At 62.3% G+C, this 21,873-nt stretch carries 22 protein-coding genes; 15 read left to right on the forward strand and 7 right to left on the reverse strand.

The window, feature by feature from the left end:
• The first annotated feature begins 12 nt into the window (after positions 1 to 12).
• The 12 genes from AB1N67_RS08290 to AB1N67_RS08345 all read left to right on the forward strand — a co-directional run bounded on the left by AB1N67_RS08290 (position 13) and on the right by AB1N67_RS08345 (position 12,613).
• A complete protein-coding gene (locus AB1N67_RS08290; protein WP_043211372.1) occupies positions 13 to 360 on the forward strand; it encodes a DUF4389 domain-containing protein in 348 nt (115 codons plus the stop codon).
• Positions 357 to 815 (forward strand): phosphohistidine phosphatase SixA, encoded by a 459-nt coding sequence (gene sixA, locus AB1N67_RS08295; RefSeq protein ID WP_182818390.1) that lies wholly within the window; start codon positions 357 to 359, stop codon positions 813 to 815. Before AB1N67_RS08290 ends, sixA begins: the two co-directional genes overlap by 4 nt.
• Positions 816 to 978: 163 nt before the next feature.
• Positions 979 to 1,767: an alpha/beta fold hydrolase gene (locus AB1N67_RS08300; protein WP_043211368.1), complete on the forward strand. Its 789-nt coding sequence runs from the start codon at positions 979 to 981 to the stop codon at positions 1,765 to 1,767.
• A complete protein-coding gene (locus tag AB1N67_RS08305) occupies positions 1,764 to 2,618 on the forward strand; it encodes an alpha/beta fold hydrolase (RefSeq protein ID WP_182818392.1) in 855 nt (284 codons plus the stop codon). Before AB1N67_RS08300 ends, AB1N67_RS08305 begins: the two co-directional genes overlap by 4 nt.
• Before the next feature lie 109 nt (positions 2,619 to 2,727).
• Entirely contained in the window at positions 2,728 to 3,510 is a 783-nt protein-coding gene (locus tag AB1N67_RS08310) for a DUF4892 domain-containing protein (RefSeq protein WP_367863663.1), read from the forward strand.
• A 12-nt stretch (positions 3,511 to 3,522) separates the two neighbouring features.
• On the forward strand, positions 3,523 to 4,575 hold the full coding sequence (locus AB1N67_RS08315; protein WP_070574169.1) for an AI-2E family transporter: 1,053 nt from the start codon (positions 3,523 to 3,525) through the stop codon (positions 4,573 to 4,575).
• 183 nt (positions 4,576 to 4,758) lie between these two features.
• Positions 4,759 to 4,848: a K(+)-transporting ATPase subunit F gene (gene kdpF / locus AB1N67_RS08320; protein WP_043211358.1), complete on the forward strand. Its 90-nt coding sequence runs from the start codon at positions 4,759 to 4,761 to the stop codon at positions 4,846 to 4,848.
• A 9-nt stretch (positions 4,849 to 4,857) separates the two neighbouring features.
• A complete protein-coding gene (gene kdpA, locus AB1N67_RS08325; RefSeq protein WP_102081767.1) occupies positions 4,858 to 6,552 on the forward strand; it encodes a potassium-transporting ATPase subunit KdpA in 1,695 nt (564 codons plus the stop codon).
• 9 nt (positions 6,553 to 6,561) lie between these two features.
• Positions 6,562 to 8,616 (forward strand): potassium-transporting ATPase subunit KdpB, encoded by a 2,055-nt coding sequence (gene kdpB, locus AB1N67_RS08330; RefSeq protein ID WP_148921458.1) that lies wholly within the window; start codon positions 6,562 to 6,564, stop codon positions 8,614 to 8,616.
• An 11-nt stretch (positions 8,617 to 8,627) separates the two neighbouring features.
• Positions 8,628 to 9,194: a potassium-transporting ATPase subunit KdpC gene (gene kdpC, locus AB1N67_RS08335; RefSeq protein ID WP_043215936.1), complete on the forward strand. Its 567-nt coding sequence runs from the start codon at positions 8,628 to 8,630 to the stop codon at positions 9,192 to 9,194.
• A gap of 72 nt (positions 9,195 to 9,266) precedes the next feature.
• Positions 9,267 to 11,921, forward strand: coding sequence for a DUF4118 domain-containing protein (locus AB1N67_RS08340; protein ID WP_367863664.1), 2,655 nt, complete (start codon positions 9,267 to 9,269; stop codon positions 11,919 to 11,921).
• The gene (locus tag AB1N67_RS08345; protein ID WP_090345877.1) at positions 11,918 to 12,613 is read left to right on the forward strand and encodes a response regulator; all 696 of its coding nucleotides are present in this window, start codon (positions 11,918 to 11,920) and stop codon (positions 12,611 to 12,613) included. The genes AB1N67_RS08340 and AB1N67_RS08345 overlap by 4 nt, the downstream gene beginning before the upstream one ends.
• A 71-nt stretch (positions 12,614 to 12,684) precedes the next feature.
• On the opposite strand, the gene AB1N67_RS08350 is transcribed toward AB1N67_RS08345, so the two are convergent.
• On the reverse strand, positions 12,685 to 12,924 hold the full coding sequence (locus AB1N67_RS08350; protein WP_102081769.1) for a DUF3077 domain-containing protein: 240 nt from the start codon (positions 12,922 to 12,924) through the stop codon (positions 12,685 to 12,687).
• 448 nt (positions 12,925 to 13,372) lie between these two features.
• Between AB1N67_RS08350 and AB1N67_RS08355 the strand changes: the two genes are divergently transcribed.
• Entirely contained in the window at positions 13,373 to 13,849 is a 477-nt protein-coding gene (locus AB1N67_RS08355; protein WP_317847379.1) for a GNAT family N-acetyltransferase, read from the forward strand.
• A 90-nt stretch (positions 13,850 to 13,939) separates the two neighbouring features.
• Here AB1N67_RS08355 and AB1N67_RS08360 read toward each other — a convergent pair whose 3' ends face one another.
• The 3 genes from AB1N67_RS08360 to AB1N67_RS08370 form a co-directional block, all read right to left on the reverse strand.
• Positions 13,940 to 14,635: a tetratricopeptide repeat protein gene (locus AB1N67_RS08360; RefSeq protein WP_090345868.1), complete on the reverse strand. Its 696-nt coding sequence runs from the start codon at positions 14,633 to 14,635 to the stop codon at positions 13,940 to 13,942.
• 5 nt (positions 14,636 to 14,640) lie between these two features.
• Entirely contained in the window at positions 14,641 to 15,312 is a 672-nt protein-coding gene (locus AB1N67_RS08365) for a hypothetical protein (protein ID WP_232095228.1), read from the reverse strand.
• 282 nt (positions 15,313 to 15,594) lie between these two features.
• On the reverse strand, positions 15,595 to 16,143 hold the full coding sequence (locus tag AB1N67_RS08370) for a hypothetical protein (protein ID WP_289717102.1): 549 nt from the start codon (positions 16,141 to 16,143) through the stop codon (positions 15,595 to 15,597).
• A gap of 410 nt (positions 16,144 to 16,553) precedes the next feature.
• Between AB1N67_RS08370 and AB1N67_RS08375 the strand changes: the two genes are divergently transcribed.
• Positions 16,554 to 17,027: a hypothetical protein gene (locus AB1N67_RS08375; RefSeq protein WP_102081772.1), complete on the forward strand. Its 474-nt coding sequence runs from the start codon at positions 16,554 to 16,556 to the stop codon at positions 17,025 to 17,027.
• Between the two features lie 138 nt (positions 17,028 to 17,165).
• On the opposite strand, the gene AB1N67_RS08380 is transcribed toward AB1N67_RS08375, so the two are convergent.
• Positions 17,166 to 17,564 (reverse strand): DUF5329 domain-containing protein, encoded by a 399-nt coding sequence (locus tag AB1N67_RS08380; protein WP_367863665.1) that lies wholly within the window; start codon positions 17,562 to 17,564, stop codon positions 17,166 to 17,168.
• Positions 17,565 to 17,581: 17 nt separating this feature from the next.
• Entirely contained in the window at positions 17,582 to 19,150 is a 1,569-nt protein-coding gene (locus AB1N67_RS08385) for a phospholipase D family protein (protein ID WP_367863666.1), read from the reverse strand.
• 499 nt (positions 19,151 to 19,649) lie between these two features.
• Between AB1N67_RS08385 and AB1N67_RS08390 the strand changes: the two genes are divergently transcribed.
• The gene (locus AB1N67_RS08390; protein WP_367863667.1) at positions 19,650 to 20,684 is read left to right on the forward strand and encodes a GNAT family N-acetyltransferase; all 1,035 of its coding nucleotides are present in this window, start codon (positions 19,650 to 19,652) and stop codon (positions 20,682 to 20,684) included.
• Between the two features lie 161 nt (positions 20,685 to 20,845).
• Here the strand turns inward: AB1N67_RS08390 and AB1N67_RS08395 are convergent, their stop codons facing one another.
• A complete protein-coding gene (locus AB1N67_RS08395) occupies positions 20,846 to 21,862 on the reverse strand; it encodes an alpha/beta hydrolase fold domain-containing protein (RefSeq protein WP_367863668.1) in 1,017 nt (338 codons plus the stop codon).
• Between the last annotated feature and the right edge of the window lie 11 nt (positions 21,863 to 21,873).

Below are 21,873 nucleotides of genomic sequence, written 5' to 3' on the forward strand. Positions count from 1 at the left end.
CGGAGCACATGCATGAACGACACAGCCAACCGCGCCCAGCGCGAATCGATCATCCTGCGGGTACTGTGGATGCTGGTGTTCCTCTTGGTCTGGCACATGGCGCAACTGTTGCTGGGTGGCCTGGTGCTGGTCCAGCTGATCTACCGCCTGGTCTATGGCGCGCCCAGCGGTAGCCTGATGAATTTCGGCGACAGCCTGAGCCAGTTCCTGGCGCAGATCGGCCGCTTTGGCACCTTCCACAGCGACCAGAAGCCCTGGCCGTTCGCCGACTGGCCGACCCCTCGCGCCCCTGAAGGCGAAGTGCCTCACGAAGTTGCCTCGGCGCCTCATCCGGTGCGTGATCAGGAGCCCAAGCTGTGAAGGTCTGGGTGCTGCGCCACGGCGAGGCCGAGCCACGCGCCAACACCGACGCCGAGCGGCGCCTGACCAACCATGGTCGCGAGCAGGTGCTGCGTAGTGCCGCGCGCCTGTTGGGCCAACCGCTGCAGGCGATCATCGCCAGCCCGTACGTTCGAGCCCAGCAGACAGCCGCTCTGGTGCACGACGCCTTGGGCTTGGATGAGCCGGTGCGTACCGTGCCTTGGCTCACCCCCGACAGCGATGTCGGGCAGGTGATCGGCGAGCTGGACCAACTGGGCCTGGAGCACGTGCTGCTGGTGAGTCACCAACCCTTGGTCGGCACCTTGGTAGGCATGCTCGAACACGGCCATGGCCAGCAACCGGCGCCGCTGAGCACAGCGACCCTGGCTGAGCTGGAAGGGGACTGGCCGCTGGCTGGGTTGATGACCTTGCACGGGCTGTACCACGCCGGCTGACCCTGGCTGTTGACGGTACCTTCTTCGCGGGTTCACGCGCGAAGAAGGCGACACACATGCCAGGCATGTCCGGATCGCCCTCAGCGATGACCTTTCCGAACGTTGCCGCCCCAGCACGCCATGCCGACAATGGGCCATCACTTCCCATTCAGACCAGGCCGCCATGTCGCAGCAGATCTTCTTCGCCCACGCCAATGGCTTCCCTTCGGCCACCTACGGCAAGTTGTTCGCCGCCCTGGCGCCGGACTACCAGGTCCAGCACCTGGCGCAACATGCCCACGACCCCCGATTCCCGGTCAACGACAACTGGCAGAACCTGGTCGATGAGTTGCTTCACCACCTGGCCCAGCAGGGGCAGCCGGTCTGGGGCGTCGGCCATTCCCTGGGTGGCCTTCTGCACCTGCATGCCGCGCTACGTTGCCCGCAGTACTACCGAGGCGTGGTAATGCTCGATTCGCCTGTGCTGACCCGCGCCGACCAGTGGATGATCCGCGCGGCCAAGCGCCTGGGCTTCATCGACCGCATCACCCCGGCCGGGCGAACCCTGGGGCGTCGCGAGGCATTCCCCGACCGTGACAGCGCACGGGCCTACTTCGCCGGCAAGACGTTGTTCCGCCACTTCGACCCCGATTGCCTGGAGGCGTATCTGGAGCACGGCCTGCAAGCCACCCAGGAGGGCTTGCGCCTGCGCTTCGACCCCACGACCGAGATCGACATCTACCGCAGTATCCCCCACGTCAGCCCGGCGCCAGCGCGCCAGCTGCAGGTACCGCTGGCGGTGGTGCGTGGCGACCAGAGCCGGGTGATCCGCCGCCACCATGCCCTGGCGGTGCGCGGCATTCCCCGGGGCGAATACCACAGCCTGCCCGGTGGGCACATGTTCCCGCTGGAGCGGCCGGGGGATACAGCGCACTTGATCAAGGGCCTGTTCGATCGCTGGAGTCGAGCATGAGCACGCATGTCGAAGAGATCCGTCTGAGCCTCGGCCATATCGAGCTGGCGGCGCACCTGTTCGGGCCGGATGACGGTCTGCCGGTGATCGCCTTGCATGGCTGGCTAGACAACGCCAACAGCTTCGCCCGCCTGGCGCCGCGCCTCGACGGGCTGCGCGTAGTCGCCCTGGACCTGGCCGGGCATGGCTATTCCGAGCATCGCCCTGTCGGCGCCGGTTACGCTTTGGCCGACTACGCCCACGATGTGCTGCGGGTGGCCGAGCAACTGGGCTGGAAGCGCTTTGGTCTGCTCGGACACTCGTTGGGCGCAATCATCAGCGTGCAGCTGGCGGGAGCCTTGCCCGATCGCATCAGCCACCTGGCGTTGATCGACGGCGTGATCCCGCCCACGGCCCGCGAGCAGGACGCCGCCGAACGCTTGGGCATGGCGCTGCAGGCGCAACTGCGCTTGGATGGCAAGCACAAGTCGGTGTACGCGACCCTTGAAGATGGCGTGCAGGCGCGCATGAAAGGCATGGTCGCGGTCAGCCGCGAAGCCGCCGAGCTGCTGGCCCAGCGTGGCCTGATGCCGGTGCCGGGCGGCTACAGCTGGCGCAGCGACAGCCGCCTGACCTTGCCATCACCGGTACGCCTGAACGAGGCGCAGGCCATGGCCTTCGTGCATCGGGTCGCATGCCCGGCCTGCCTGGTGGTGGCGGCCGATGGCATGCTCGCGCAGCACACAGCCTTGCTGGAGCAGCTACCCTTTGAGCAGGTCACGCTGCCCGGTGGCCATCACCTGCATTTGAATGACGAACCGGGCGCAACCCTTGTTGCAGACTGTTTCAATCGCTTCTTCGGCTTTTCTTGACTTGCACAGGACAAGTGTCGAGGCTTGGCGGGTTGAACACGGAGACAACCATGCACATGCCAGACATCCTGGATTACCCCATCGGCGCCCTGTGCGTGACAGGTGGCCGATGATCACGCGCACACTGATCGCCGTTTGCCTGGGCTTGGCCAGCCCCTTGTCGTGGGCCGGCAGCCTGCCCGTGCCGGTGGATGCCAAAGTGGTCGACCAGCGTCCGGCCGTGGAGCAGGAGCGGGTCTATCCCATGGGCCCTTTACGCAAGATCAGCGGCCGCCTGAGGGTGGACGAAAAAGTCGAAAGCCGCGGTCAGGTCAGTTCCGTCACCTATCAGCTCCCTGTCGAACGGACTGCCCGCGAGGCCTTCACCAGTGCCCGCGAGGCCTTGCAGCGCGAGGGGGGCTATCCGCTGTTCTGGTGCCAGGGCCGCGATTGCGGCGAAGCCAGCCTGTGGGCCAACGAAGTATTCGCCAATGCCCGCCTCAATGGTGGTGACGAGCAACAGGCGTTCATCCTCCTGCGCCGCTCCGCCGAAGAGGCCGACACCTTGGTCTCGCTCTACAGCGTCACCCGTGGCAATCGCCGCGCCTACCTGCACGTCGAGGAGTTCGTGGCCGACCAGCCTCTGGGCGAGCTGTTGCCGACACCAGCCACGGTGCTGCGCGAACTGCGCGACACCGGCAAGCTGGACTACCCTGACCTTGCCGCACCGCAGCCCACCTGGGTGGCCTTGCTCGGGCGCAGCCTGAACCTGGACAGCACCCTGCGCGCCAGCCTCAGCGGCGCCCAGGCCGAAGCCTGGCGCGAGCAACTGGTAAACGCCGGCGTGCGCAGTACCCGCCTGGAAGTCGGGACGGCACCCACCGATGGCCTGCACCTTGAGCTGATCCGTTGAATGAGTCCCTCCATGCCCAACAATGACCGCCTGCTGATCCAGATCCTGCTGCTGGCCCTGCTCGGGGCCGGGTTGTGGGTGATGGCGCCTTTCATTTCGGCATTGCTCTGGGGCGCCATCCTGGCCTTCGCCAGTTGGCCGCTGATGCGCTTGCTCACCCGCGTGCTGGGCGGGCGCGAAACGCTCGCCGCGAGCCTACTGACCGCCGTGTGGATCCTGGTGGTGGCCTTGCCGCTGGTGTGGCTCGGCTTCAATCTGGCCGACCACATCCGTGATGCCACCGCGTTCATCCGGGACGTGCAGGTCGACGGCTTGCCCGACGCCCCCGACTGGCTGGGCAGCATCCCCCTGGTGGGGGAGCGACTGGTGCGCTGGTGGGATTCCATGGATCAACAGGGCGCGGCCTTGCTGGCCTCGGTCAAGCCGCACCTGGGGCAGGTCGGCAACTGGCTTCTGGCGCGCAGTGCGCAGATTGGCAGCGGCGCGTTGGAGCTGACCCTGAGCCTGGTGTTCGTGTTCTTCTTCTACCGTGACGGGCCGCGCCTGGCGGCCTTCGTGCTGCGCCTGTTGCAGCGGTTGATGGGGGAACGCGCCGAGTATTACCTGGACCTGGTGGCTGGCACCGTGCAGCGCGTGGTCAACGGCGTGATCGGCACTGCCGCGGCCCAAGGCTTGCTGGCTTTGATCGGCTTCCTGATCGCCGGTGTGCCGGGCGCCATCGTGCTGGGGCTGGTGACCTTCATGCTCAGCCTGATTCCCATGGGGCCGCCGCTGGCCTGGATACCTGCCACCGGCTGGCTGGTGTGGAAGGGTGAGTACGGCATGGCGGTGTTCCTCGGCCTGTGGGGCACCTTCATCATCAGCGGCGTCGACAACGTCCTCAAGCCGTACTTGATCAGCCGCGGTGGCAACCTGCCGTTGGTGATCGTGCTGCTCGGGGTGTTCGGCGGGCTGATCGCCTTTGGCTTCATCGGCCTGTTCATCGGGCCGACCTTGCTGGCGGTGGGCTATAGCCTGCTGCTGGACTGGAGCCGTAACGCGGGGCAGCAGACACCCCAGCGGTAGTCAGGCCAAGGCTCTCCATGCCGCCATCCTTGCGGGGTACCCGCGACGATGGCGGCTGCCGAAAAGGCTGATCTTTACGCACTCTTTATGCCCTGACCCCACCCCCCATCTCGTCCCTTTACGCTCCTCCCTCGGACAATTTCCCTAAAGCGGCCCATGCGCCGTACCAAGGGAGATGCGCACATGAACATGCTGGACGGGGTGTCACTGCTGCTGGCAGTGGCGTTGGCGATGTACCTGCTGGTGGCGCTGCTGCGCGCCGATCGCAGCTAAGGGGCGGCCATGCACAGCTACGACTATCTATTGCTGTTGGCGTTCTTCGCCATCGTGCTGCTGCCAGCACCTTGGCTCGGGCGCTTTTGCTTCAAGGTGATGGAAGGGCAGCGCACCTGGCTGACACCGGTGCTCGGCCCGCTGGAGCACGGTTGCTACCGCCTGGCCGGTGTACGCGCCGAGCAGGAGCAGAACTGGAAGCAATACACCCTGGCCTTGCTGGCCTTCAACCTGGTCGGCTTCGTATTGCTGTTCACCGTGCTCCTGCTCCAGGGGTATCTGCCGCTGAACCCGCAGCAGCTGCCGGGGCAGGAATGGACGCTGGCGTTCAACACTGCAGTCAGTTTCATGACCAACACCAACTGGCAGGCCTACAGCGGTGAAGCGTCGGTCAGCTACCTGAGCCAGATGATCGGCCTGACTGTGCAGAACTTCGTGAGCGCCGCCACCGGTCTTGCCGTGCTGGTCGCCCTGTGCCGAGGGATTGCCCGTCGCTCCACCACCACGTTAGGCAATTTCTGGGTCGACTTGACCCGCGCCACCCTCTACGTGCTGCTGCCACTGTGCCTGGTGCTGGCACTACTGCTGGTGTGGCAGGGCGTGCCGCAAACCTTCGCCGACTACGCCCACGCACTGACCTTGCAAGGCAGCGACCAGGCACTTCCCCTTGGCCCGGCCGCCAGCCAGATCGCCATCAAGCAACTGGGCACCAACGGCGGCGGCTTTTTCGGCGTCAACTCGGCGCACCCGTTCGAGAACCCCACAGCCTGGAGCAATCTGTTCGAGGTGGCATCGATCATCCTCATTCCGGCAGCGCTGGTGTTCACCTTCGGCCATTACGTCAAAGACTTGCGCCAGAGCCGGGCGATCCTCGCCTGCATGCTGGGCCTGTTCCTGATCGGCGGCGCTACGGCGCTGTGGTCCGAGCAACAGCCCAACCCTGCCTTGGAAAGCGCCCAGGTACAACAGACCGCGCCGCTCGAAGGCAAGGAAAGCCGCTTCGGCACCACCGCCTCGGTGCTATGGAGCGTGACCACCACCGCCGCCTCGAACGGTTCGGTCAATGCCATGCATGACAGCCTCAACCCGCTCACGGGCATGGTGGCCATGGTCAATATGATGGTCGGCGAGGTGATCTTCGGCGGCGTCGGCGCAGGCCTTTACGGCATGTTGCTGTTCGTGCTGATCGCCGTGTTCCTGGCGGGCCTGATGATCGGTCGCACGCCAGAGTACTTGGGCAAGAAGCTCCAGGCGCGGGAGGTGCAACTGCTGGTGGCGACCTTGCTGGTGATGCCGGTGGGTGTGCTGGTGCTCGGCGCCATCACCGCGAGCCTCCCCGGGCCTGCCAGTGCCGTGACCAATCCCGGTGCCCACGGCTTCAGCCAACTGCTTTATGCCTATACCTCCGGCACCGCCAACAACGGTTCGGCGTTCGCCGGTTTCGGTGCCAACACGCCGTACCACAACCTGATGATCGGCCTGGCCATGCTTATCGGCCGCTTCGGCTACATCCTGCCGGTGCTCGCCCTGGCTGGCAGCCTGGCAGCGAAGAAGAGCGCGCCCCAGGGGCTGAACAGCTTCCCCACCCATGGGCCGCTGTTCGTGGTCCTGCTGCTGGTGACCATTGTGCTGGTCGGTGGCCTGACTTTCCTGCCGACCCTGGCCCTCGGGCCGATTGCCGAACACCTGAGCCTGGGCTTCTGAGGACCTCCCATGAACATGCCTATTCCTGATGTCAAAGCCAACCGCACCGCCGTGGACCAGACCCGCTTCGCCGCGCTCTGGCGTCCGGCTCTGGTCCAGGCTTTCGTCAAGCTCGACCCCCGCCAACTCAAACGCTCTCCGGTGATGTTGGTGGTCGCCCTGACCGCGCTGCTGACCACGCTACTGTGCTTCGTCCCCGGCAGTGGTGTGGGAACCGGTGTAGCCCTGCAGATCGCCCTGTGGCTGTGGTTCACCGTGCTGTTCGCCAACTTCGCCGAAGCCTTGGCCGAAGGCCGTGGCAAGGCCCGTGCCGACAGCCTCAAGGCCGGCAGTCAGGGCCTGACCGCCCAGCGTCGCACCGTCGATGGCCGCTTCGAGACCGTGCCCGCCACCCAGCTTCGCAAGGACGATGTGGTCAAGGTCGTTGCCGGCGAGTTGATCCCCGGTGACGGCGAGGTGCTCGAAGGCATCGCTGCGGTCAACGAGGCGGCCATCACCGGCGAGTCGGCCCCTGTGATCCGTGAGTCCGGCGGCGACCGCTCGGCGGTGACCGGCAACACCCGCCTGGTTTCGGACTGGCTGTTGATCCGCATCACCAGCAACCCCGGCGAGTCGACCCTGGATCGCATGATCGCCTTGGTCGAAGGCGCCAAACGCCAGAAGACCCCCAACGAAATCGCCCTGGATATCCTGCTGATCGGCCTGACGTTGATCTTCCTGATCGTGGTGGTGACGTTGCAGCCGTTCGCCCATTTTTCGGGTGGCAGCCTGCCGCTGATCTTCCTTGCTGCGCTGTTGGTCACGCTCATCCCCACCACCATCGGTGGCCTGCTCTCGGCCATCGGCATCGCCGGCATGGACCGCCTGGTGCGCCTTAACGTCATCGCCCGCTCCGGCCGTGCGGTGGAGGCGGCGGGTGACGTGCACACGCTGATGCTCGACAAGACCGGCACCATCACCTTCGGCAACCGTCGTTGCAGTGCACTGCATGCCGCGCCCGGCATCACCGCGCGGGAACTGGGGGAGGGCGCGTTGTTCGCCTCGCTTGCCGACGACACTGCCGAGGGCAAGTCGATTGTCGAATACCTACGTCAGCAACAGGCGTTCATCGAACCTTCGGCCAACCAGTTCGAAGCCATTGCCTTCAGTGCCGAGACGCGGCTCTCGGGTATCGACTTCCAGCAACGCTGCTACCGCAAGGGCGCGGTCGATGCGGTGTTGGCCTTCGTCGGCCTGCAACGCCTGGAGATGCCCACGCCGCTGGCCCGTGAAGTCGAGCGTATCGCCCAGAGCGGTGGCACACCGCTGCTGGTGTGCATCGACAAGCGTTTGCTGGGAGTGATCCACCTCAAGGATGTGGTCAAGCCCGGCATTCGCGAGCGTTTCGCCGAGCTGCGCAAGCTGGGGATCCGTACGGTGATGGTGACGGGCGACAACCCGCTGACCGCCGCTGCCATTGCCGCCGAAGCGGGGGTCGACGATGTGCTGGCCGAGGCCACGCCGGAGAAGAAGCTGGCGCGCATCCGCCAGGAACAGAACGACGGCCGTCTGGTGGCCATGTGCGGGGACGGCGCCAACGATGCCCCCGCCCTGGCCCAGGCTGATGTCGGCATGGCCATGAACGACGGCACCCAGGCCGCGCGCGAGGCGGCCAATATGGTCGATCTGGACAGCGACCCGACCAAGTTGCTGGACGTGGTCCAGGTGGGCAAGGAGCTGCTGGTCACCCGCGGTGCGCTGACCACGTTCTCCATCGCCAACGACGTGGCGAAGTACTTTGCCATCCTGCCGGCGCTGTTCGCCGTGATCTACCCGCAGTTGGGCGTGCTCAACCTCATGCAACTGCAGAGCCCGCAGAGCGCGATCCTCTCGGCCATCGTGTTCAACGCGCTGATCATCGTCGTGCTGATCCCGCTCGCACTGCGCGGCGTGCGCGTCCAGGCGGCGAGCGCGGCCCACCTGCTGCGACGCAACCTGCTGATCTACGGTGTGGGCGGCATCATCGTGCCGTTTGCCGGGATCAAGGCGATCGACCTCTTGCTCAACGCTTTGCACCTGGTTTGAAGGAGATGGACATGACCACTTACCTGCGCCCGGCCCTGAGCCTGGCCCTGCTGATGACCCTGGTCACCGGCGCGCTGTATCCCTTGGCGGTGACCGGCATCGCCCAGGTCGCCTTCCCTGAGCAGGCCAATGGCAGCCTGGTACGTGACGAGCAGGGGCGGGTGCGCGGCTCGGCCTTGATCGCCCAGGACTTCACTGGCGATGCCTGGTTCCACTCGCGCCCGTCGGCCGGCGCCTACGCCACCGTCGCCAGCAGCGCCAGCAACCTCTCGCCGAGCAATCCGGCCCTGGCCGAGCGGGTCAAGGCCGAGGCCTCTGCGCTCTATCAACCCCAGCAAGGCCCTGTACCCCTGGCCTTGCTGACCACCTCCGGCAGCGGCCTGGACCCGCACCTGCCGCCCGATGCCGTGGCCTACCAACTGCCCCGTGTGGCGTCGGCGCGGCAAGTGCCGGTGCAGCGCTTGCAAGCGTTGGTGGAAGCGTCCACCCTCCACCCATTGATCGGCCCGCCTGTGGTCAACGTGCTGGCGCTGAACCAGGCGCTGGAGCGCCTGGCCCCGATGCCCTCCGGTTCCTGAGCCTTATCGGAGCTAGCGAAGCCTGCGGCCTGCACAGCAGGCTCCAGGCTCTCTGAAATCGAAGGATGAAACATGAGTGACTCCGCCCGCGCCGATGCGCTCCTGGCGGGCCTGCCGCGCGAAGGTCGTGGCAAGCTCAAGGTATTTCTCGGCGCCGCCCCCGGCGTGGGCAAGACCTACGCCATGCTCCAGGCCGCCCACGCCCAGCAACGCCTGGGCGTGCAAGTGCTGGCCGGGATCGTCGAAACCCACGGCCGCGCCGAAACCGAGGCGCTGCTCGGCGGCCTGGCCCAGCAGCCCTTGTTGCGTACCGACTACCGCGGCGTGACCCTCGAGGAGATGGACCTCGACGGCTTGCTCAAGGCCGCCCCCACCTTGGCCCTGGTGGACGAACTGGCCCACACCAACGCCCCCGGCAGCCGCCACGCCAAGCGCTGGCAGGACGTGCAGGAACTGCTCGCTGCCGGCATCGATGTCTACACCACCGTCAACGTCCAGCACCTGGAAAGCCTCAACGACAAAGTCCGCGACATCACCGGCGTTCAGGTCCGCGAGACCCTGCCGGACTGGGTCCTGCAGGAAGCCTTCGAGCTGGTGCTGATCGACCTCCCACCGCGTGAGCTGCTCATGCGCCTGCGCGAGGGCAAGGTCTATGTGCCGGAGCAGGCGAGGGCGGCCATCGACGCCTACTTCTCCCAGACCAACCTCACCGCCCTTCGCGAGCTGGCCATGCAGACCGCCGCCGCTCAGGTCGATGCCGACCTCGCCCACGGCTACCGCCAGCGCGGTCAGGAGGCCCCGGCCCTGCGCGGGCGCCTGCTGGTGGGCGTGGACGGTGACGAGCAGGCCGAACGCCTGGTGCGCCATGCCAGTCGCGTTGCCCAGCGCCGCCACTTGCCTTGGAGCCTGGTGCACGTGGACAACGGCCGCCTGCGCGACGAGACCGCCCGCCAGCGCCTGCAGGCCGCCCAGCAACTGGCCGAGCGTCTGGGCGGCGAAGTGGTCGTGCTGCGTGCCGGCGAAGTGGCCCGCACCCTGATCCAGCACGCCAGCGAACGCCGGGCCAGCCTGGTGCTGGTAGGCCAGTCCCGCGATCGGCTGCGCCGTCGCTTGTTCGGCGCAGGCGTGGCCGCGCGCCTGCTGCGAGAAAGCCACGGCCTGGAAATCAACGTCCTCGACCGCGACACCCAACCCCGCACAGCACCCTCGGCGGTGCAGCGCGTGTGGGTCTGGCGCCATTACCTGCTGGCATTGGTGGCCACCGTGCTGGCAGCAGGGTTGTCGTGGGCGGTATCCAGTGTGCTGGCGCTGCCCAATATTTCCTTGGTGTTCCTCGCTGCCGTGCTGCTGGTGGCGGTGCGCAGCAGTCTGGGGCCGGCGCTGGCCTGCGCGGCGCTGTCGTTTCTCACCTATGACTTTCTGTTCATCCCGCCGAACTTCTCCTTCGCCATCCAGCGCGAAGAAGACGTGCTCACCCTGGTGTTCTTCCTGCTCATGGCGGGCCTCACCGGCAACCTCGCCGCCCGCCAGCGCCGTCAGTTGCAGGCCCTGCGCGAAACCCAGGCCGAGACCACGCAACTGCTGGACCTCTCACGTCGTCTCACCGTGGCCACGGACCGCCAGGCTGTGTTCAACGCCGCCGGCCAGCACCTGGGCGCCTGGCAGGACATGCAGGCCTGCCTGCTCGAGCGCAATGCTGAGGGCCTGCTGCAAGCCACCAGCAGCCACGAACCGCAACTGACCAACAACGAACGCGCCGCCGCCGAATGGGCCTGGCAGCACGGCCAGGCCGCCGGGCACGGCAGCGACACCCTGCCTGATGGGCGTTGGTGGTGGTGGCCGCTCGCGGTGGACGATCAACCCCTGGCCCTGCTTGGCGTGCGCCCACGCACAGGGGAGACCTTAAGCCCCCAACGCCGACGCCTGTTGATGTCTCTCGGCCAACCCCTGGCCCAGGCCCTGGCTCGCGCCCGCCTGGGCGAGCAACTGGAGGCCGCGCGCCTGCATGGCGAGACCGAACAACTGCGCAGTGCACTGCTGGCCTCTGTTTCCCACGACCTGCGCACCCCCCTGACCGCCATGCGCGGCAGTATCGACAGCCTGCTGGCCCTGGGCGACGCCATCCCCCCGGCCGATCGCCAAGAGCTGCTCGAAGGCACCCGCAACGAAGCCGAACGCCTGGACCGCTATATCCAGAACCTCTTGGACATGACTCGTCTCGGCCACGGCGGCCTCAAGCTCGCCCGCGACTGGGTCGCCCCGGCCGACATCGTCGGCAGCGCCCTCAACCGCCTGCGCGTGGTCCTGGCTCCGCTGCGTGTGCACACCGATGTGCCGCCCGAGCTGCCGCTGCTGTTCGTGCATCCGGCGCTGATCGAACAGGCGCTGGTCAACGTGCTGGAAAACGCGGCCCGTTTCTCGCCGGTCAACGGGCGCCTGGCGTTGCAAGTCTCTGAGCAGAACGAGCAACTGCACTTCGCCGTCAGCGACCAAGGCCCGGGCATTCCGGTGAGTGAGCGCGAGAAGATTTTCGACATGTTCTACACCGCAGCCCGCGGCGACCGGGGAGGGCAGGGCACCGGCCTTGGCCTTGCCATCTGCCAAGGCATGATCGGCGCCCACGGCGGGCAGATCCTCGTCGGCGACGGCATCGATGGTCAGGGCACCTGCATCACTCTATGCTTGCCGTTGCCTCCACAACCTGAGCCTGAAAGCGAAGCCCCATGAGTCAGTCCGCCACCCTGCTGGTCATCGACGATGAGCCGCAGATCCGCAAGTTCCTGCGCATCAGCCTCGCCTCACAAGGCTACAAAGTCATCGAAGCCGCCACCGGCGCCGAAGGCCTCGCCCAGGCCGCGCTGAGCAAGCCGGACCTGGTGGTGCTCGACCTTGGCCTACCCGACATGGACGGCCAACAGGTGCTGCGCGAGCTGCGTGAATGGAGCGCCGTGCCAGTGCTGGTGCTCTCGGTGCGCGCGAGTGAAGTACAGAAAGTCGACGCACTCGATGGCGGCGCCAACGACTACGTGACCAAACCTTTCGGCATCCAGGAATTCCTTGCCCGCATCCGCGCCTTGCTGCGCCAGACGTCCCAGGCCGACGCTGTCCAGTCGAGCGTAAGTTTCGGCCCCTTGGTGGTGGACTTTGCGTTTCGCAAGGTGACCCTCGACGGTGCGGAAGTAGCCCTGACCCGCAAAGAGTACGCATTGCTCGCCCAGCTCGCCGGCCACCCCGGCCGCGTCATCACCCAGCAGCAACTGCTCAAGGACATCTGGGGGCCGACGCACGTCGATGACACCCATTACCTGCGCATCGTCGTCGCCCACGTGCGGCAGAAGTTGGGGGATGATCCGACTGCGCCGCGGTTCATCATCACCGAAGCCGGCGTAGGCTATCGCCTGGTTGCCCCGGGGCCCTGACCGGTGCCGCTTCGCGCCCCAACGCGGCGCAAGGGCTGCAAAGCAGCCCTGAATCCAACAGCACCTTGACCTCAGCCCATCATGCCCAACTCCGCATCATCCATCAGCGCCTTCGCTAACGCCGCCAGATAGTGCGACGCCCATACCAACTGCGGCTTGTCGTCCATCGCGCCTGTTAGGGTCATGTCCCCCACATACCCCATCAACTCCGAGATACCAGGCTCGATGCAAAACAGCGGCGCGGTCATGCCCTCGCCCTGGTAGAACTTCGTCCTGCCCACCGTCCTCGGCTCGATGTCCTTCGTGGTCATTGTTCGATCTCCCTGAAATGATCAGCGCCGCCCCGCAGGCACACCGCTGCCCCCACGACAACGCAAAACCTCTGTGGGTGCGGATTCACTCGCGAATGGGCCGGCGCAGATAGCACATGGTTAAAGGCTTAAATGCAGCGTCTTAGGGTTGGACACGCAAGCCCAAAACCTGAATCGAAAGTGGGAGTAGCGGGATTGGATGGTGAGCTACGATCCGAATGGATTGAATTTGCGTTGAGGCTGGGGATCGTGCTTTGAGAAAGGGATAGCGAGATGGATCGAAGATCGTTTTTCAGCATGGCAACTCCTGTATTCCCGATAGTGCTGCACACGACCTGCTGTCAAACAGGTGGGTGGCAGCTGCGTATGGGTTGACAGACCGGTGGAATACAGGAAGACCGGCGCACGCGAACGTGCCCCACACACAGCCGCCATTGAAGGCCAAGCTATGCCCCTGCGTTCCGTTGCGGCCTGTCAAAGCCGCGTCGTTGAAGTGCAACGGCTCGCCGAGACTAGAGCCCTGCCAGAGCACCCGCAACGGAAAAAAGGTGGCGGGAGTGTGTTTGGGAAATGGACTACGAGGAAGAGGGGGAATCTGATTTTTTCTACGGTTTCGGAGCATTTGGAAGAGGCCGTGCAGACTGGTGAGCTAGTAGGTTTCCTAATGCACGCCCTCGATCCGGATGAGAACAGCCGGTGGATCTACCGCCTGATGATTGATCGCAACCACCAAGGCCGTGGTTACGGGCGTGCGGCCCTGCGAGCGCTCATGGCTCATCTCCACTCCTTGCCTGGGGGACCAAGCGTCGCCCTTGGTGTTGACCCCGAAAACGTCGGCGCGCGACGTCTCTATGCATCCGAAGGCTTCGTCGAGACCGGTGAAGTCATTGATGGTGAGTTGATCATGCGACGGATGTCTACGTGATCCTAGACAGGGGCGCCGTGGCGCCCCTGCAACTTCGAAGAGCCACGGCCACTATGGGTCGATAACAGTCCCTCGCGACTCACTGACCTATCAGGGCAGCGAAATCCCGTACTCTGCGAGCTTGGCCTTGTGCTCATTTTTCACGTAACTCTTGTTGACCATCTGCGAGAACTTCATGAAGTCGGCTTTGGCATCATCTTGACTCTCCAAATGGTCGTACGCTATTCCACGCGCATAATAGGCCCATGCGTAGTCTGGCTGGCGCTGAAGGCCCGTGCTGAAGGCTTCGGCGGCCTCCCGGTATTGCCCAAGATCTGTCAGCGCGAGGCCCAAATGATAATAGGTCGGCATGTGAAAGCCGGTGCCTTTGCCTGCCTCTCCGATTCCGTTATCAAGGTTGTACTGGACGAGTTCGAGCGCCTTTTTCGGATTGCCAGCGTCACGATACATGGCGCTCAAATCCAGGTTGTCGCGTGGGCTAGGCTTACCGTCGAGCTGCATGGATTTTTCCTTGGCGACCACGGCTTCGGGGAAGCGCTTGAGGTTGCTATACGCATCCGCCTGCACCGCGTAAACCAAACTTTGCAGCGAAGCGGACAGCGTATTCTTTTGCAGGCATAGATCACCCTCCTGCAACGCCAGAGGGTAGTTTGCGACTTTGTGCGCTTTGAACTGATTAGTGCAGTGGATCAGGTTGGGGTTTTTCGGGTTTTGCATCCCAGCACAACCTGTGAGGATGACGGTGCAGGCGATGATAATGGGCCAGCGAGCATTCACGTTAGGCATCCTTGTCAGTCGAGCAGATGTGCATTGAGATCAGGGCGATAGACCTGCAGGAGCGGCGCGGTCACAGTGCCTTGAAGCGAGCAGAGCACAGTGGTGTGGCCCGCCAGCGGCGGTACCGTGTCGCCAGTGTCGACGATCAGCACGCGGTCTACGAAACCAAACGGCGTGGCGACGCCAGGACCGGTTAGTCCTTCGGTTCGCCATTGGCCGATCGGGTCTCCGACGCGGCGGATTTCAGCGCGAGCAATGGCTTTGCCTTGCCCGACAAAGCGTGCGTTGTCAACGATCAGCGGCTTGAGTTTCGCTGCCACCTCTTTAGGCGAACCATCGGCTACGAAACCCCAGAACAGGAAATTGCCGACGTTCTTTATAGTTTCGGCGTGGTTGTAATAGCCAATAAGAGCCACGCCATTGACCATTAGAGGCGTTTCGAAGTGTTGGTAAGTGCCCCCTTCCTGTAACGGATTCAAAATGGTCGGAGCCTTGACCGAGCCGTAATCACTCAGACGCAAGGTTCCTGCTGGCAGACGCGCATCGCGCAGCCGCTCGAAGAAATGCGCATCGCAACGAGAGAATTCAGTCAACAGTTGATCGGGCGTGGTGACGGCCTGTACGGGAGTAGCGCAGGCTGCGCCGGAGGCGAGCAAAGCAACGCCGGCGAAAAGAGAGCGGAACATTCAAATCATCCGTGAAATGGGATAAACAACTGTCGGCTGGTGAGCCGGAAACTTTAGCAGTGCAGGCCTGCGGAGAGATTCAGCTTTTCTTTTTGGCTGAAAACGGGTGTGGATCGAGCGTCCACTTCTGGCGGGAATGAATAGCCCTATCTCGAATGGCTGCAATGGGTTGATAGCGGTCATCCACGACCGGCAGCTATCGACCCAGAGCAGCCCTTGGAAGTGGGCAATACACGGCGTTAGTTTCCCAGCGAATAATGCCGGTAGATTACTGATCAATCCTCAAACGCAGGCGTAATTGTGGAGGAAAGCCCTAGCCAACATGCCATTGAAGTCCTCCAGCTTGCTGAGCCTCCACGCTTCCCCGATGCTGATGAATTCACGATTAAGATACCCTGCAAAATCAGTGTTTATCAGGGAGCGGTCCATTGCCAACACGCCCCACTCTTCGAAAGCACTTTCATAGGCAAGCCATTCATAGGTCGGGCTGAATACTAAGTGCGGCATTTCCAGCGGCGTGTCTGATAGGAATGATTGGCGCTGAAGCTCAAGCACACTCTCCTCTGTATTTCGGCCATCGAAGAACCTGCCCACGCAATCGCGGGTGCCCCATGAAAACAGCACTCCCATCCCGCTTGAGAATTGCAGATGGCTTTCGATCAACAGACTTTCAAGCAGGTCCAAGTCAGAAAGAAGTGACCGCTCAAAGAACCAATAACAAAGGTTCTGATCAAGGAAAATATGCGCCGGAAGGTCACTTGTAATGTCGATTTTCCGTGCCAGCTTTCGTACAAAGCTCTGGCACTCCTCTGGGGCGATGGTGTATAGCATCGGCTTTTCCTGAATACGGCATTCGATTGTAAACCTTGAGACGCGCTTGCCGGCGATAGGCTGCTACAAAGCAGCAAGATTTAGCGTCCGCTTTGGGACGAAATCTCCAATCACGAGTGGCCGCTCTCGACCCAAAGCCGCCAGGGATTACAAGTAGAGAAGGGCCAACAACTGCCTCTAACCCTTATCCGCGCATGCGCTGCACGCTGCCTGATGTACCTCACGCAGAGCGTGATAGCAGTCAGCGCTGATGGAGGCGTTCACGGCCCACATAAGCCGACGCATTCCGGATAAATACGCGTCTGCTACCGCGCGTCCGACTGCCGATCAGGCAGAGCAGTTGTCTTGCGACTAGCTTTACCTCGAACACTCAAGTCACCGTTCACAGCTCAACTAGGTAAAGGCTCGTTATGACTAAAACAATCGATCTGACGATTACCCACGATTACCTCAATCCGTTTGCCTCGCCGGACAACCCCAAGTTAAGCCCCGAGCTGGTGGACTACCTGTCAGATAGCGCCTGGTACCACCACGAGCTGTGCCTGCACATTCGCTGTCCAGAAGAGGAGCGTGAACGCCTGCAGCAGGCCATCAGTAATACCTTTGCGGAAAAGAGGGAACAACTCAGAGGGGATATTCGCACCCAACGCCTGGTAGCGTTGACGCTCCTGGGCTTGGCACTGGCCTTGGTGCTGGCAGGCACAGCTCTGGGCATTGAAGGCACCATCCCCGTGGGAGTCGTTACCGTCACCGCGTGGATGCTGCTCTGGCGTAGTGCAGAGATATTTTTTCTAGATATCCGCGGCATTAACCGGCAGCAGCGTAAGTACCAGCGCATCGCCAGCGCATCAAAGCAGTTTTATGCCGGGGTGCTGGCGAACTGAAAGTCTGACTTTTTTCAACTGTATCGACCCATAATGGACATGCTCCAGCCAAAATTAATCATACTATTCATGGCATTGCTCGATATCTGTCAGCGATGGATTCGGCGGATCGGGCAGCGCCCATGGTTTACTAGAAGATTATTGAAATTTTCGTTGCCTCTGCAGTTCTCTGTGCAACCAGATACCTGCCGGCTCCACACCTTCTGCGCATCGCACCTTGTAGGCGCGTCCACTCATAGTGCTTTTAGTGGCAGCGAGGTCAATGAATTCTTCCGCGCTTTTCACCATGTTTTTGCTTTGGAGATAATGCAGCTTCTGCTCTAGATGCGCTCGCGCACGGGGACCTGAATATTCAGATCCGTTGCGGACAAATTTGCAGTCACTGTGCTCTACGAAGTCCAGCAACCCTATTATTTCTCTAGCCGTTTGAGGTGTAGCTAGTAGCCGGGAGTCAACGATCATTGCGAGCAGGTATATGCCAGTCGCCATCGTCATCTGACTGATAAACCGCAAAGAGCCTTTCGTCCACGTCCGCATGACTTGTTCGTCCCTCGCTATAGCATCTTCTCCAGTCCAATCGTGCTGCTCAGCCACGCATTGAAGCGCCGCCACCAACTCCCCGGTTCCTTGGTCAACGTATGCTGGTTGCCATTGTCTTCGGTGATCCATACCAGCTGCGAATCTTCCAGCCGGACGTGATAGCTGAGGGCAGGCGCCATACCCTCCAAAGCCAGTTCACGCGCCCGCCCGGCGAGAACCGGATCGTCGACCAGCACCCCAACTTCGGTGTTCCACAGCAATGAACGCGAGTCGAAATTGAACGAGCCGATGAAGGCTTTCTGCTGGTCGAAAATCATCGCCTTGGTATGCAGGCTGGAGTCGGAACTGTTGGAAGACCCCTTGTGAAAGAGACGCGGCTTGCTTTCGCTATGAGCACCGGATTGGCGGCGTAGCTCGAACAATTGCACACCATGCTGGAGCAAGGTCTTCCGATAAGGCGCGTAGGCACCATGCGTAGCGGGAACATCGGTTGCGTCCAGTGAATTGGTCAGCAAGCTGATCGACACCCCGGCATCGGCACGACGTGTCAAATACACTACCCCTGGTTGACCGGGTACCATGTAGGCCGAAACTAGAATGAGCTCTTTGGTGACGCCGTTAAGTTCGGGTGCCAACTGGGTGGTCAATAGTAAATACGGAGCGGGTTCGCCCTCCGCCAAGACCTTACTCGGCGCATCCCACAACGCTTTATTCCAAGCCCAGATCAATTCTTGTCGCCAGTGGTTCAGGCGAGGCTGAGTGGTATAGCGCATCAGTTGCTGGTAGAGCGCATGATTCTGAGTGCGGGTTTCCTCCAAGGAGGCATCCAGCCGCATGCGAAGCTCTTTCAGATCTCTACTAGTCGGCTTGAACGATACAAACTGCTCGATGGGCTTGCTCAGGACGCTGTTCCAGTACTCGTCAAAACTATGTCCCAACTGCTGTGCAACCGGGCCGACACTGAGCATGTCGATGTCGGTAAAATTTCTGTTAGGCTCGGCATCGAAATACTCGTCGCCCAAGTTGCGTCCTCCGACGATAGCGGCACTGTTGTCTACCACCCACAATTTGTTATGCATACGCCGGTGCTGCTGGGACAGGTTGAAGAGGCGGCCCAAAGTACGCGTCACGACAGTACTGCGACCCAAGTGCAGCGGATTGAAAACACGGATTTGTATACGCGGATGCATGGCGAGCGTCGCGATGGTTTCCTCCAAATCATCGCTGGTGGTGTCATCGAGCAAAACTCTCACGCGCACGCCTCGATCTGCAGCGACAAGCAGCTCGCTCAGCAGTATTCGAGTGCTGATACCGTCGTGGACGATGTAGTACTGAAGATCGATGCTGCTTTGAGCATTGCGAATCAGCTCGGCGCGGGCGGCGAAAGCCTCAGTACTATCGGAGAGCAAGCGAAAGCCCGACTGACCTTGATGGGGAGCAACCTGGGCCTGAATTGAACGACCGAACGCCGAAGTGTACGCAGGCAAGGCCTGACTGGGTTCGTGTAACACATTAGGCGTGGTGCAGCCATTAATCAGAACCGTGAGTAATAGAACGGCAAGCACAGGCTGTTTGTTTCTCACGGAGCGTACCCCGGCTGATGGCGATGAGGGTGTCGGATTCCGAAGAATGAACATTCCCTTGCCACCGGCATTTGGCCGTAACAACCGTGTGTGATGTTTCTTCGATCTGAAGTATTGCTCTCAAAGCGTAGATCATCCTCTGATGATCGCGGTGATTGCCATGCGATCTAGGCTACGCCGATAGCGTTAGGTAGGAAGCCGAGACCAATGTCAAAGCTTCAGCAAATCTCTCTGCGAATTATTTCGCGGAGTATCTTCATTAGGCGGATTAGAAGCAAAACATTCCGGCCGTTGCCGTGAGGTATCTATGGGTCGATAGCGACCGCTACCGACCCATACCTGCCAGTCGCTTTCAGCAACTGCCGTCCCAAACCGCTTGATGGCGACACCACGCAATCGCCCTATTTTTCTGTTCTGCCATCCCTCTCCTGACAGTCCTTGTAGACCCGCGTCCTTTGTTGAGAAGATTTTCCGGTGATCCAGGCCTGTGAATTTGATAATGATGGACTTTTCTGTCGAGTTTCCCGAATTCTTGCTCCCGCGTTGCACACTGCGCCGGATACATTGCGGCGATGTAGCGGCGATTTTTACCGGACTTTCCCACCCGCAGGTTATTGCTCACTATGGTGTGTCTTTCGATAGCATCGAGGCGACCCACGAGCAAATGCATTGGTACGACGCGCTGCTGGAGGAGGATCGAGGCATCTGGTGGGGTATCGCCTTACCGGGTCAAGACGAACTGATAGGTGCTTGTGGCTTCAATGATTGGTCTAAAGCCGATCGCAGCGTGGATATCGGCTATTGGCTGATGCCTGAAAACTGGGGCCAGGGGCTGATGCAGGATTGCCTGCTCGCCATCCTCCGCTTCGCCTTCGATACCCTCGGCGTGCACCGCATCCATGCAGATGTCGAGCCTGAAAACTCCGCCAGTACCCGCTTGCTGGAGCGCCTCGGCTTTGTGCTGGAGGGAACGTTGCGAGATGTGGAGTACAAGGGCGGGCGCTTCCTCAGCCTGCACCAGTTCAGTCTGCTGGCTACCGACCCGGCGGCGCTAGCGATGCTGATGGACGACACCCCAACGCTGCGTCCGGCACGTGAGGCGGATGCGCAGGCTCTGAGCGCCTTGGCCCGACGCAGCAAGGCTCATTGGGGTTATCCCGAAGCTTGGATGAATGCGTGGGAGGGCGCGCTGACCATCCACTCTACGCAACTGAACGGCCATTATGCGGTGCTGACCGCGGCGGATGGCGCATTGTTGGGCTTCTATGGGCTGGAGCACGGCGAGGATGGCTGGCAACTGGAGCATTGCTGGGTTGATCCCTCGGCCATGGGAAGAGGGCACGGACGGCGCCTGGTAGACCACGCCCTGGCTGTAGCACGCGGGCTGGGCGTAACCATTCTAGCGGTTGAGTCGGATCCTTCCGCCAGGGCCTTCTACGAGCGGCTCGGGGCCCGGCATGTGGGCGATGTATCGCGCCCGATCAATGGCGAGGCCCGAAGTCTTCCGATCCTTGAGTGGCGGCTCGGTGATTGACCTTCTTTGTTGGTGAACGAATAGAGCCGAGGCTGCTCAAGGCTTTGCACCGTTTCGCGCAGGGAACGGTATGCCGATCGGTGGGCTGGCCGGTACAAGGTGCCGATGAGCCTACAAGCACGACCGGGGCGTCAATGCCGCCCCGGTTCGGTCCCTCTCGATTACTTCAGGTGTTGCTTGATCGCCTGGGCAGCCTGGTCCAATGCACTGCGGGTTCCAGGCACCTGGCTGAGTACGTTGAGCAGGCCGAAGTCGTGGATCATGCCGTTGTAACGCACGGCGGTCACCGGTACACCGGCAGCCTCCAGCTTGCGGGCATAGGCTTCGCCTTCGTCGCGCAGCACGTCCATCTCGGCGGTCTGCACCAATGCTGGCGGTAAGCCTTTCAACTGATCCAGGCTGGCGCGCAGTGGCGATGCATGGATGTCGTTACGCTGCCTCGGATCGGTGGTATAGCTGTCCCAGAACCACTGCATCATATTGCGGGTCAGGAAGTGACCTTCAGCGAACTGGTTATACGAGCCGTTGTTGAAGTTGGCGTCAGTCACCGGCCACAACAAGGCTTGGAACCGCAGCTTGGGCGTGCCGGCCTCCTTGGCTTTGATCGCGACCACCGCCGCCATGTTGCCACCGACACTGTTGCCTACCACCGCCAGGCGGCTGCCATCGACACCAATCTGTTTGCCATTCTCGGCAACCCAGCGGGTGGCGGCGTAAGCCTGGTTAATGGCCGTGGGGAATTGGGCTTCCGGCGACGGGGTGTAGTCGACATAGACCGCTGCTGCACCGGAGCCGACCACCAGGTCGCGGATCAGGCGCTCGTGCGTCGGGTAGTCACCCAACACCCAGCCACCTCCGTGGAAGAACATGAACACAGGCAGTTCGCCTTTCGCGCCTTGTGGCCGTATCACGCGGATCTCCAGCGCCTGGCTGTCGACCTGAATGCTGCGGCGCTCGATTTGGACACCGGAGACATCCACTTTCACGCTGGCCTGGGCGCCAGTGAGCACGCCGCGGGCATCTTTCGGGGACAGGGTTTCCAACGGTTTACCGCCACCCGCGGCTAGGGCCTGCAGGAAGCCTTGAGTGGTGGTTTCAACACCGGGGCTACCAGCGGCGAAGGCGCTATTGACGGCGAGGGCGAGCAGGCCGGCGGTGAGGGTGCGGGACATTTTCATGGTCAAGCTCC

The organism is Pseudomonas guariconensis, from assembly GCF_040822035.1.
GTDB classification, from domain to species: Bacteria; Pseudomonadota; Gammaproteobacteria; order Pseudomonadales; family Pseudomonadaceae; genus Aquipseudomonas; species Aquipseudomonas guariconensis.

Bases quoted from the DNA above. Each gene is read 5' to 3' on its own strand.
- AB1N67_RS08290 (WP_043211372.1), top strand. From the start codon at position 13: ATGAACGACACAGCCAACCGCGCCCAGCGCGAATCGATCATCCTGCGG.
- AB1N67_RS08300 (WP_043211368.1), top strand. From the start codon at position 979: ATGTCGCAGCAGATCTTCTTCGCCCACGCCAATGGCTTCCCTTCGGCC.
- AB1N67_RS08305 (WP_182818392.1), top strand. From the start codon at position 1,764: ATGAGCACGCATGTCGAAGAGATCCGTCTGAGCCTCGGCCATATCGAG.
- AB1N67_RS08310 (WP_367863663.1), top strand. From the start codon at position 2,728: ATGATCACGCGCACACTGATCGCCGTTTGCCTGGGCTTGGCCAGCCCC.
- AB1N67_RS08315 (WP_070574169.1), top strand. From the start codon at position 3,523: ATGCCCAACAATGACCGCCTGCTGATCCAGATCCTGCTGCTGGCCCTG.
- kdpF (WP_043211358.1), top strand. From the start codon at position 4,759: ATGAACATGCTGGACGGGGTGTCACTGCTGCTGGCAGTGGCGTTGGCG.
- kdpA (WP_102081767.1), top strand. From the start codon at position 4,858: ATGCACAGCTACGACTATCTATTGCTGTTGGCGTTCTTCGCCATCGTG.
- kdpB (WP_148921458.1), top strand. From the start codon at position 6,562: ATGAACATGCCTATTCCTGATGTCAAAGCCAACCGCACCGCCGTGGAC.
- kdpC (WP_043215936.1), top strand. From the start codon at position 8,628: ATGACCACTTACCTGCGCCCGGCCCTGAGCCTGGCCCTGCTGATGACC.
- AB1N67_RS08340 (WP_367863664.1), top strand. From the start codon at position 9,267: ATGAGTGACTCCGCCCGCGCCGATGCGCTCCTGGCGGGCCTGCCGCGC.
- AB1N67_RS08345 (WP_090345877.1), top strand. From the start codon at position 11,918: ATGAGTCAGTCCGCCACCCTGCTGGTCATCGACGATGAGCCGCAGATC.
- AB1N67_RS08350 (WP_102081769.1), bottom strand. From the start codon at position 12,924: ATGACCACGAAGGACATCGAGCCGAGGACGGTGGGCAGGACGAAGTTC.
- AB1N67_RS08355 (WP_317847379.1), top strand. From the start codon at position 13,373: ATGCCCCTGCGTTCCGTTGCGGCCTGTCAAAGCCGCGTCGTTGAAGTG.
- AB1N67_RS08360 (WP_090345868.1), bottom strand. From the start codon at position 14,635: ATGCCTAACGTGAATGCTCGCTGGCCCATTATCATCGCCTGCACCGTC.
- AB1N67_RS08365 (WP_232095228.1), bottom strand. From the start codon at position 15,312: ATGTTCCGCTCTCTTTTCGCCGGCGTTGCTTTGCTCGCCTCCGGCGCA.
- AB1N67_RS08370 (WP_289717102.1), bottom strand. From the start codon at position 16,143: ATGCTATACACCATCGCCCCAGAGGAGTGCCAGAGCTTTGTACGAAAG.
- AB1N67_RS08375 (WP_102081772.1), top strand. From the start codon at position 16,554: ATGACTAAAACAATCGATCTGACGATTACCCACGATTACCTCAATCCG.
- AB1N67_RS08380 (WP_367863665.1), bottom strand. From the start codon at position 17,564: ATGCGGACGTGGACGAAAGGCTCTTTGCGGTTTATCAGTCAGATGACG.
- AB1N67_RS08390 (WP_367863667.1), top strand. From the start codon at position 19,650: ATGATGGACTTTTCTGTCGAGTTTCCCGAATTCTTGCTCCCGCGTTGC.
- AB1N67_RS08395 (WP_367863668.1), bottom strand. From the start codon at position 21,862: ATGAAAATGTCCCGCACCCTCACCGCCGGCCTGCTCGCCCTCGCCGTC.